Consider the following 11271-nt stretch of genomic DNA (forward strand, 5'->3'; position numbering starts at 1 on the left):
AAACGGGTCCGGACATGCGACGACCCCCGCCGGGGGGGAGAGCGGGGGTCGTCCCCACAGTCTGACTCGGGGGGGAGGAGCCAGACCGGGGTTAGCACGGTCGCGAACGATCCGTGACTTCCATGGTGTACCCGAGAGCGTTCTCAAGCAAACCCACGCGCCACAGCTTACGCCGAATGGTGGGCGCCTATGCTCAAACTCGTGGAAATCCAGTCCTTGACCCACTCCATGCCGCGCACAGCGGCCTTCTTTGACCTGGACAAGACGGTCATCGCTAAGTCGAGCACGCTCACCTTCAGCAAGTCGTTCTACCAAGGCGGGCTGATCAACCGCAGGGCCGTGCTGCGCACCGCGTACGCGCAGTTCGTCTTCCTCGCCGGCGGCGCCGATCACGACCAGATGGAGCGGATGCGCGCGTACCTCTCGGCACTGTGCCGCGGATGGAACCGCGAACAGGTGAAAGAGATCGTCGCCGAGACGCTGCACGACCTGATCGACCCGATCATCTACGACGAGGCGGCCTCCCTGATCGAGGAGCACCACGCCGCGGGGCGTGACGTCGTCATCGTCTCCACGTCGGGCGCGGAGGTCGTCGAGCCGATCGGGGAACTGCTCGGCGCGGACCGGGTGGTGGCCACGCGCATGGTGGTCGGCGACGACGGCTGCTTCACCGGCGAGGTGGAGTACTACGCCTACGGGCCCACCAAGGCCGAGGCGATCAAGGACCTGGCCAGGACCGAGGGGTACGACCTGGCGCGCTGCTACGCGTACAGCGACTCGGCGACGGACGTGCCGATGCTGAGTTCCGTGGGCCATCCCTACGCGGTCAACCCGGACCGGGCGCTGCGGCGCGAGGCGCTCACGCGCGCGTGGCCGATTCTCGATTTCCACAAGCCGGTCAGGCTCAAGCAGCGGCTGCCGAACTTCTCCACCCCCTCGCGCCCCGCCCTGGTCGCGGCGGCCGCGGTGGGCGCGGCGGCGGCCACGGCGGGCCTTGTCTGGTACGCCAGTCGGCGCCGGGCGCTAGCCGCCTCCCGGTAGGGCCGCGGGGGCGCCCGAAAAGAGCTGACGGAAAAGTCCCTTTCCGTCCCCATAAGTAAAGAAGTGCGGCCAGGGCTTCCGCTTCCCCGAGGGGAGGAGTACAAAGGAGTCAACGGCCCGCGAGACCAGGGACATCCGAGAGGATCACCTTTTAACCGCAACCAAGGCCCCACGGACCGAAGCATGACCACAGGGCACCCACGCGACGTCGACCCGTCGATTACGGGCCAGCCGCACCAGGTGACGGGCAAAGTCCCGACCTGATGGGCACATATCGAGGACGCTTGGTAACCCGGCGCGTCATGCCAGCGGCGGTACGAGAACTCGTACCGCCGCAACCCTTTTCAGGCGCAATTACCGCTGCCGCAATTTCCCCGCGCCAGGCCGCAGCACGCCGTATCTCGGGCCGCAGCACGCCATGTCGCAGGCCGCACCCAGGTTTGGCCCTTGACCTCAGGCCGCACCCCGCTGCAGCGCCTCGCAGACCGCCGTCGACTCCCTGACGCCCAGCTCGACCGACTTGCCGCAGTGGGCGATCCACGCGGCCATCCCTTCCGGCGTACCGGAGACATAGCCCTCCAGCGCGGCCGCGTACGCCGCACGCCCCAGCTCCGCGTGGCCGACCTCGGCCGGGCAGATCGACTTCGGGTCGAGGCCGCTGCCGATCAGGACGATGCGTTCGGCGGCACGGGCGACCAGGCCGTTGTGCGACGCGAAGGGGCGCAAGGCGAGGAGTTCGCCGTGCACCACTGCGGCGCTCACCAAGGCGGGCGCGGAGCTGCCGCTGATGATCAGCTGGGAGAGGCCCTCCAGGCGGCCCGCCACCTCGTCGGCGCCGGGCAGCGGAAGGTCGATGAGCGGCTCGTCGACGGGCTCGCCCGCCATGCGCGGGCGGCCGACCGCGTCCCCCCGGTCGGCGGCGGCCACCAGGTGCAGCCGCGCGAGGACCCGGAGCGGCGACTGGCGCCAGATGGACAGGAGCTGTCCGGCCTCGGCGGTGAGCCGCAGGGCGGCGCCGACCGTGGGCGCCTCGGGATCGCCGTCCGCGCCGCTGAAGTCGGTGCGCCTGCGCACTTCTTCGAGCGCCCAGTCGGCGCCGGAGAGCGCCGCGCTGCCGCGCGCGCCGCGCAGTGCGGCCTCGGAGGTGACCTCGTTGCTGCGGCGCCGCATGACCCGGTGCCCGTAGACCCGGTCCACGGCCTTGCGCACAGAGTCCACGGCGTCGCTCACGCCGGGGAGCGTGCCGAGGGCGGCAAGGGGATCGGCTGACGTACTCATGAGTACGACCCTACGGGCCCCGGGCCCGCGCCCCACGATGGAGTGGTCTTCTTCACGCGCACTCGACACTCTGTGCGTTTGCTCCACTACGCTAGGTGAACATGAAGATCGCTTTCGTAGGGAAGGGCGGCAGCGGGAAGACCACGCTGTCCTCGCTGTTCATCCGGCACCTCGCCACCACCGGGTCCGCGGTCGTCGCCGTCGACGCCGACATCAACCAGCACCTCGGCGCCGCGCTCGGTCTCGACGACGACGTGGCCGCCGAGCTGCCCGCCATGGGCGCGCGGCTGCCGCTCATCAAGGACTACCTGCGCGGATCGAACCCGCGGATCGCCTCGGCCGAGACGATGATCAAGACGACGCCGCCCGGGCAGGGCTCGCGCCTGCTTCGCGTCGGCGAGAACAATCCGGTGTACGACGCTTGCGCGCGGCCGGTGGAACTCGACGGCGGCGCCGTGCGTTTGATGGTCACCGGACCCTTCACCGAGGCCGATCTCGGTGTCGCCTGCTACCACTCCAAGACCGGAGCGGTGGAGCTGTGCCTGAACCACCTCGTCGACGGGCGTGACGAGTACGTGGTGGTCGACATGACCGCCGGTTCCGACTCCTTCGCCTCGGGCATGTTCACCCGCTTCGACATGACGTTCCTCGTCGCCGAGCCGACGCGGAAGGGGGTCTCCGTCTACCGCCAGTACAAGCAGTACGCGCAGGACTACGGCATCGCCCTGAAGGTCGTGGGCAACAAGGTGCGCGGGGACGACGACGCCGACCTCGACTTCCTGCGCTCCGAGGTGGGCGACGACCTGCTCGTCACCGTCGGGCAGTCCGACTGGGTGCGCGCCATGGAGAAGGGCCGCCCGCCCCGCTTCGACCTCCTGGAGGAGTCCACCAGGACCGCCCTGCGGACCCTTCAGGACGCCGCCGACGCCACGTACGAGGCGCGTGACTGGGAGCGCTACACGCGCCAGATGGTGCACTTCCACGAGAAGAACGCGCGCAGTTGGGGCAATGAGCGGACCGGGGCCGACCTGGTGGCGCAGATCGACCCCGGTTACGTCCTGCGGGAGAGCGTCACCGCCCCCGTCTGACGGGGGTCACGACGTGCCGGCCGGAGCGCCCGGCGCCCCCTTGGGTGCCGGGGCCGGCGAGTCGTCGAGGTAGGACTGCCAGCCCCGCTTCGGCGCCTCGCCCACCTTCAGTTCGGTGAGCTTCTCCAGGGTCTTGGGGTCCTGGGCGTCGAGCCAGTCGGCGAGCCGGCGGAAGGAGACGCAGCGGACCTCTGGTTTGCCGCAGACCTTCTCGACCGTCTCCTCGACGGCGCGCATGTAGACGCCGCCGTTCCAGGACTCGAAGTGGTTGCCGATGATCAGCGGGGCGCGGTTGCCCTGGTAGGCGCGTTCGAAGCCCGCGACGAGGCTGTCGCGCATCTGGTCGCCCCAGTACGCGCGCCTGGCCGGGTCGCCGTGCACGGTGCCGGACTGGTTGACCATGAAGTTGTAGTCCATGGTGAGCTGCTCGTAGGAGTGTCCGCGGAACGGGACGAGCTGCATGGACAGGTCCCACAGGCCGTGCTTCTTCCTGGGCCACACCTGGTCGTTGACGCCGCTGGTGTCGTAGCGGAACCCCATCTCGCGGCCCGCGCGCATGAAGTTCTTCTGCCCTTCGAGGCAGGGGGTGCGGGCGCCGACGAGTTCCTTCTCGTAGTCGAAGGGCAGGGGGGCCGCCGCCTTCGTGCCCGTGTTGGTCTTCCAGGTGCGCACGAAGGACTTGGCCTGGCGGATCTCGCTCTTCCAGTCCTCCACCGACCACTGCCCGACGCCGCCGTCGCTGCCGCAGAAGTGGCCGTTGAAGTGGGTGCCGATCTCGTTGCCCTCGAGCCAGGCGCCGCGCAACTGCTCGACGGTGTCGCGGATCCCCTCGGCGTCGTTGAAGCCGATGTCGGAGCGGCCCGGTGCGTGCTGCGGCGGGTCGTACAGCTCCTTCTTGGCGCCCGGGAGCAGATAGACGCCGCTGAGGAAGTACGTCATCGTCGCGTTGTTCTTCTTGGCGACCTTGCGGAAGTGCGAGAACAGCTTCTGGCTGTCCTCACCGGCCCCGTCCCAGGAGAAGACCACGAACTGCGGGGGTCTGTGGCCCGGTCTGAGGCGCTCGGCCTTCGGCAGGTGCGGCTGCCGGCCGGTGTACGCGGTCGAGCCGTCGCCGATCAGCCGGACGGTGCGGTGCGCGGCGGCGGGCGCGGCCTTCTTGGCGCCGGGGGCGCCCTGGTCGCGTGCGGCGTCGGAGTCGTCGTGCCCACAACCCGCGAGGGTCGCGGCGCACGCCGCGGCCGCGGCGACGGCCGCGGTGACCCTCAGGGCGGTGAACCGCCGGGGGGAGGTTGTCTGTGTGGCGGTCCTCTGGGTGGCGGCCATCTTCCGCCCACCTGCTTCCTTTTGGTCGGCCTGCGAGACGGCGCATGCGCGACGGGCATGCGCGGGCACGCCCGCTGCGCGCGAGCGGCCGCCGTCAACGTCGCACGAGGTTCGCTCCTGATTTGTACGACAAGCCGACCAATATTCTTATTCACTCCTCCAGGTGAATAAGTAGGCTATTTGCCCGTTTAATTCAGCCGTAATCTTTACTCTCCATTACTGTTCGTTTACCGAGTGTTGCATTTCATCCCGCCGCTACGTGCCAAGGAGACGGGACATGACAGCCTGCCTTCCCACTCGCCCCAGCGACCCCGGCGACCCCGACCGGACGGCCAAGCCGTCGGCCGGCGCCCGGAACGCACACAGTCCCCCACCACCGCCGCGTCGCCGCTTCCGGATCGCGGGAGCCGACCTTTCGGCGTCCATCGCGGTCTTCCTGATCGCCCTTCCCCTGTCCCTGGGCATTGCCCTGGCGACCGGCGCGCCCCTCGAAGCGGGGCTCGTCGCCGCCGCGGTCGGCGGACTCGTCGCCGGTCTGGTGGGCGGCGCCCCGCTCCAGGTCAGCGGCCCCGCCGCGGGCCTCACCGTCGTCACCGCCGAGCTGATCCAGCGCTACGGCTGGCGCACCACCTGCGCGATCACCGTGCTCGCCGGGATCGCCCAACTCGGGCTCGGCTGCCTGCGGGTGGCCCGCACGGCGCTCGCCGTCAGCCCCGCCGTCGTCCACGGCATGCTCGCCGGTATCGGCATCACCATCGCGGTCGCCCAGCTGCACATCGTGCTCGGCGGCACCCCCGAGAGCTCGGTGCTCGACAATGTGGCGGCGCTGCCGTCCCAGTTCGCCGACGCGCTGCCGGCCGCGTTCGGCGTCAGCGCCCTCACGCTCGCTCTCCTCTACTTCTGGCCGCGCATCCCGGGCCGGATCGGCCGCTTCACGCGCGTGGTGCCCGCGGCGCTCGTCGCCGTCACCGCCGCCACCGCGGTCACCGCACTGTGCGGTCTGGCGCTCCCCAAGGTGGACCTGCCGTCCTGGAGCAGCCACGCGCTGGCCGGGATGCCGGACGGGCCGGTGCTCGGCATCGCCGCCGCCGTGCTGACGACCACCCTGGTGTGCAGCGTGCAGTCGCTGCTCGGCGCCGTGGCCGTCGACAAGCTGGCCTCCGCGCGGCCCGAACTGCCGCCCGAGGCGCGGCGTTCGAAGCTGGACCGGGAGCTGCTCGGCCAGGGCGCCGCGAACATCGTGTCCGGCGCCCTCGGCGGGCTGCCCGTCGCGGGGGTGGCGGTGCGCTCGACGGCGAACGTGAACGCGGGAGCGGTGAGCCGCAACTCCACGATGCTGCACGGCGTCTGGGTCGTCGCCGCCACTCTGCTGCTCGTCCCGGCCCTGGAGATGATCCCGCTCGCCGCGCTCGCCGCCCTGGTCATGGCGGTCGGCCTCAAGATGGTGTCCCTGCTCCACATCCGTACGGTCACCCGCCACCGCGAGGTCCTGGTGTATGTGGTGACCACCCTCGGCGTCGTCGTCTTCGGCGTGCTCGAAGGCGTGGGGCTCGGCGTCGCGGTGGCCGTCGCCGTCGCGCTGCACCGACTCACGCGGACCCGGATCACGCACGAGGAGGACGCGCGCGGTGTCCACCATGTGCGCGTACGCGGGCAGTTGACCTTCCTCGCGGTGCCCCGGCTCAGCCGGGTGCTGCATCAGATCCCGCACAGGGCGCGATGCGTCGTCGAGCTGGACGGCTCCTTCATGGACCATGCCGCGTACGAGGCGCTGCAGGACTGGGAGAAGACGCACACCGCGCAGGGCGGCGAGGTCGAGCTGGCGGGCCGCGGCGGCCAGCGGATCGCCGAGCCCGCGAGCGCGAGCCACTCGTGCTGCCGGCCCTGGACGCCGTGGCGCAACCATCACTGCGACCGCCCCTCCGACCCGGCGCCCGAGACCGTCGCGCCGCGTGGCGGGCACCATCTGGCCAGCGGGCTCAGCGCGTTCCAGCGCAACACCGCGCCGCTGGTGCGCGGGGAGCTGGCGCGGCTCGCCAAGGAGGGGCAGCAGCCGACGCAGCTCTTCCTGACCTGCGCCGATTCGCGGCTGGTCACCTCGATGATCACGTCGAGCGGCCCGGGCGACCTCTTCGTCGTACGGAACGTGGGCAATCTGGTGCCCCTGCCGGGCGCCGAGAGCGGGGACGACTCGGTCGCGGCGGCCATCGAGTACGCGGTCGACGTGCTGAAGGTGCAGTCGATCACCGTGTGCGGCCACTCCGGGTGCGGGGCCATGCAGGCGCTGATGAGCAGTCCGCCGTCCGGGGCCGGGGCGCTCACGCCGCTCAAGCGGTGGCTGCGGCACGGTGTGCCGAGCCTGGAGCGGCTGGCCGACCAGGGTGTGCCGGACGCGCGGCTCGCCGGCCGGGCGCCCGCCGACGCGGTCGAGCAGCTCTGTCTGACCAATGTGGTCCAGCAGTTGGAGCATCTGCGGGCGCACGAGGCGGTGGCCCGCGCCCTCGACCTGGGCACGCTGGAGCTGCACGGCATGTACTTCCACGTGGGCGAGGCACAGGCGTACCTGCTGGAGGAGACCGACCCCGTCTTCGGCCAGGTCGCGGGCGCCTCCACGGAGGCCGACCCCGTCTTCGGTCAGGTCGCCGGCGCCTCGACGGAGACCGACACGGTCTTCGGGCACGTCGCGGACGCGTCCGCCGACGGCGTCAGAGACACGCCCGCCACGCGGGCCTGAACCCGCGGGCACCCTTCCGCGTGCAACGGGTGAGAGCGTGACGGTTCCCGGCCGTTTCGGCCGGGAACCGTCCGCTCGTCCACCAGGGCCGTCTACAGGTCTAAACCAATTCGCCGACCCCCCTTGTCACCAGGGGGCGCCGTCTGATGAGCTGTGGTTTGGGACACAACGGTCGCCCGGCGAAGCACCGTAAGGGAGATGTCGTGAGCAACGAAAGCCTGGCCAACCTCTTGAAAGAGGAGCGTCGTTTTGCGCCGCCCGCCGAGCTGGCGGCGAACGCCAACGTCACGGCCGAGGCGTACGAGCAGGCCAAGGCTGACCGGCTCGGGTTCTGGGCCGAGCAGGCCCGCCGCCTGAGCTGGGACACCGAGCCGACCGAGACGCTGGACTGGTCGAACCCGCCGTTCGCCAAGTGGTTCAAGGACGGCAAGCTCAACGTCGCGTACAACTGCGTCGACCGGCACGTCGAGGCGGGCCACGGCGACCGGGTCGCGATCCACTTCGAGGGCGAGCCGGGTGACAGCCGCGCGATCACCTACGCCGAGCTGAAGGACGAGGTCAGCAGGGCGGCCAACGCGCTGACCGAGCTGGGCGTGCAGCAGGGCGACCGGGTCGCCGTCTACCTGCCGATGATCCCCGAGGCGGTCATCTCGATGCTGGCGTGCGCGCGCATCGGCGCCGCGCACTCGGTGGTCTTCGGCGGTTTCTCCGCCGACGCCATCGCCAAGCGCATCGAGGACGCGGACGCCAAGGTCGTCATCACCTCCGACGGCGGCTACCGCCGCGGCAAGCCCTCCGCGCTCAAGCCGGCCGTGGACGAGGCGCTGACCCGCGTCGAGGGCGTCAGCACGGTCCTCGTCGTGCAGCGCACGAAGCAGGACGTGGCCTGGACCGAGGGGCGCGACCAGTGGTGGCACGAGGTCGTCGGCCGCCAGTCCGCCGAGCACGCGCCGCAGGCGTTCGACGCCGAGCAGCCGCTGTTCATCCTCTACACGTCCGGCACGACGGGTAAGCCCAAGGGCATCCTGCACACCTCCGGCGGCTACCTGACGCAGGCCAGCTACACGCACCACGCGGTCTTCGACCTCAAGCCCGAGTCGGACGTGTACTGGTGCACGGCCGACATCGGCTGGGTCACCGGCCACTCGTACATCACGTACGGCCCGCTCTCCAACGGGGCGACGCAGGTCATCTACGAGGGCACCCCGGACACCCCGCACCAGGGCCGGTTCTGGGAGATCGTGCAGAAGTACGGCGTCACGATCCTCTACACGGCGCCGACCGCGATCCGTACGTTCATGAAGTGGGGCGACGACATCCCCGCGAAGTTCGACCTCAGCAGCCTGCGCGTGCTGGGTTCGGTGGGCGAGCCGATCAACCCCGAGGCGTGGGTCTGGTACCGCAAGAACATCGGCGGCGACACGTGCCCGATCGTGGACACCTGGTGGCAGACCGAGACCGGCGCCATCATGATCTCGCCGCTGCCGGGCGTCACCGAGACCAAGCCGGGCTCCGCCCAGCGCGCCCTGCCCGGCATCTCCGCGACCGTCGTCGACGACGAGGCCAACGAGGTGCCGAACGGCGGCGGTGGCTACCTGGTCCTGACCGAGCCGTGGCCGTCGATGCTGCGCACCATCTGGGGCGACGACCAGCGGTTCATCGACACCTACTGGTCCCGTTTCGAGGGCAAGTACTTCGCCGGTGACGGCGCGAAGAAGGACGACGACGGCGACGTCTGGCTGCTCGGCCGGGTCGACGACGTCATGCTCGTCTCCGGCCACAACATCTCGACCACCGAGGTGGAGTCGGCGCTCGTCTCGCACCCGGCCGTCGCCGAGGCCGCCGTCGTCGGCGCCGCCGACGAGACGACCGGTCAGGCGATCGTCGCCTTCGTGATCCTGCGCGGCAGCGCGGACGCCGAGGACGACAAGCTCGTCGCCGACCTGCGCAACCACGTGGGCGCCACGCTCGGCCCGATCGCCAAGCCCAAGCGGGTCCTGCCGGTCGCCGAGCTGCCCAAGACGCGCTCCGGCAAGATCATGCGCCGTCTGCTGCGCGACGTGGCGGAGAACCGGGCGGTCGGTGACGTCACCACGCTCGCCGACTCCTCCGTCATGGACCTGATCCAGGACAAGCTGCCGGCGGCGCCCAGCGAGGACTGATCGCGGCTCAGCACGGTACGAGGCGGGCATCCGGCGAACGCGCCGGGTGCCCGTTTCGCACGTATCGTGGCGGTACGTATGGCGATGATCACCAGGCACGCCCCCGTCCCCACCCGGTCTCACCCGGTAGGGTGACGGACGCGTCAAGAACGCGTCAGGACGTCACAGGGTGTGCCGGGAAGTCTGGTCGGCGAGTCGATCAGCCGTACCCGACCGGAGGTCCCCCGCGTGAGCGCCGCCCCCCGCAAGAACGACCGCACCGCCTTCGGACACCTGTCCCTGCCCGAGCGGAACTTCGTGGCCGACGCCCTGCGGGCGGAGACCGTCGGCGGGGTCCTGCTCCTTGTCGCGGCCGTCGCGGCGCTCGTCTGGGCGAACGTCCCGGCGCTCAGCCACAGTTACGAGACCGTGCGTGACCTGCACCTCGGGCCCGGCACGCTCGGCCTGCACCTCTCCCTCGAACACTGGGCCGCCGACGGCCTCCTCGCGATCTTCTTCTTCGTCGCGGGCATCGAACTCAAACGCGAGCTCGTCGCGGGCGACCTGCGCGATCCACGGGCCGCCGCGCTCCCCGTCGTCGCCGCCGTCTGCGGCATGGCCGCGCCCGCCCTCGTCTACACGCTGGTCAACCTGGCCGGTGGCGGCTCGACCGACGGCTGGGCCGTGCCGACCGCCACCGACATCGCGTTCGCCCTCGCCGTCCTCGCCGTCATCGGCACGTCGCTGCCGGGCGCCCTGCGCGCCTTCCTGCTGACCCTCGCCGTCGTCGACGACCTCCTGGCCATCCTGATCATCGCGGTCTTCTTCACCAGCGACCTGAACTTCGCCGCGCTCGCCGGCGCCTTCCTCGGTCTCGCCGTCTTCTGGGTGCTCCTGCGCACGGGCGTCCGCGGCTGGTACGTCTACGTGCCGCTCGCGCTCGTCATCTGGGGGCTGATGTACAACAGCGGCGTCCACGCCACCGTCGCGGGCGTCGCCATGGGCCTGATGCTGCGCTGCACGCGCCGCGACGGGGAGGAACAGTCCCCCGGCGAGCGCATCGAACACCTGGTGCGCCCGCTCTCCACCGGCCTGGCGGTCCCGCTGTTCGCCCTGTTCAGCGCGGGTGTGGCGGTGTCGGGCGGCGCGCTCGGCGATGTGTTCGCCAGGCCCGAGACGCTCGGGGTCGTCCTCGGTCTCGTCGTCGGCAAGACCGTCGGTGTCTTCGGCGGTACGTGGCTGACGGCGCGGTTCACCAGGGCGTCCCTCTCCGACGAGCTGACGTGGCCGGACCTCTTCGCGATCTCCGCGCTCGCCGGCATCGGCTTCACCGTCTCGCTCCTCATCGGCGAACTGGCCTTCACGGGCGACGCCGCGCTCACCGACGAGGTCAAGGCCGCCGTCCTCCTCGGCTCGTTGATCGCGGCCTTGCTCAGCGGCGTACTGCTGAAGATCCGCAACGCGAAGTACCGCGCGCTGTGGGAGGCGGAGGAGCGCGACGAGGACCTCGACGGGGTCCCCGACATCTATGAGGTGGGCGACCCGGCCTACCACCTGCGGATGGCCGCGCTCCACGAAAAGAAGGCCGCCGAGCACCGGCGGCTTGCCGAAGCGACGGGCGGGGAAGGCGGCGAGGGCGAGCGTCCGGCATGATCTGACAGCAAGT

At 70.7% G+C, this 11271-nt stretch carries 7 protein-coding genes; 5 read left to right on the top strand and 2 right to left on the bottom strand.

The window, feature by feature from the left end; genetic code table 11:
- Window positions 1-189: 189 nt before the first annotated feature.
- The gene (locus tag C1N81_RS22920; protein ID WP_394431974.1) at window positions 190-1041 is read left to right on the top strand and encodes an HAD family hydrolase; all 852 of its coding nucleotides are present in this window, start codon (window positions 190-192) and stop codon (window positions 1039-1041) included.
- Between the two features lie 453 nt (window positions 1042-1494).
- Here C1N81_RS22920 and C1N81_RS22925 read toward each other — a convergent pair whose 3' ends face one another.
- The gene (locus tag C1N81_RS22925) at window positions 1495-2319 is read right to left on the bottom strand and encodes a Fic family protein (RefSeq protein WP_394431976.1); all 825 of its coding nucleotides are present in this window, start codon (window positions 2317-2319) and stop codon (window positions 1495-1497) included.
- A gap of 101 nt (window positions 2320-2420) precedes the next feature.
- Between C1N81_RS22925 and C1N81_RS22930 the strand changes: the two genes are divergently transcribed.
- Complete coding sequence (locus C1N81_RS22930) at window positions 2421-3407, top strand: ATP-binding protein (protein ID WP_394431978.1); 987 nt, start codon at window positions 2421-2423, stop codon at window positions 3405-3407.
- 6 nt (window positions 3408-3413) lie between these two features.
- On the opposite strand, the gene C1N81_RS22935 is transcribed toward C1N81_RS22930, so the two are convergent.
- On the bottom strand, window positions 3414-4730 hold the full coding sequence (locus C1N81_RS22935; protein WP_394431980.1) for a polysaccharide deacetylase family protein: 1317 nt from the start codon (window positions 4728-4730) through the stop codon (window positions 3414-3416).
- Window positions 4731-5007: 277 nt separating this feature from the next.
- Between C1N81_RS22935 and C1N81_RS22940 the strand changes: the two genes are divergently transcribed.
- The 3 genes from C1N81_RS22940 (at window position 5008) to nhaA (ending at window position 11258) form a co-directional block, all read left to right on the top strand.
- Window positions 5008-7464 carry a SulP family inorganic anion transporter gene (locus C1N81_RS22940; RefSeq protein ID WP_394431982.1) on the top strand — a complete coding sequence of 819 codons (2457 nt, stop codon included), beginning with the start codon at window positions 5008-5010 and terminating at the stop codon, window positions 7462-7464.
- Between the two features lie 146 nt (window positions 7465-7610).
- Complete coding sequence (gene acs / locus C1N81_RS22945) at window positions 7611-9626, top strand: acetate--CoA ligase (protein WP_394431984.1); 2016 nt, start codon at window positions 7611-7613, stop codon at window positions 9624-9626.
- Window positions 9627-9854: 228 nt separating this feature from the next.
- Window positions 9855-11258, top strand: a complete 1404-nt coding sequence (gene nhaA, locus C1N81_RS22950) for a Na+/H+ antiporter NhaA (protein WP_394431986.1) — start codon at window positions 9855-9857, stop codon at window positions 11256-11258.
- Window positions 11259-11271 lie beyond the last annotated feature (13 nt).

It is taken from the genome of Streptomyces sp. SGAir0957, from assembly GCF_043523415.1.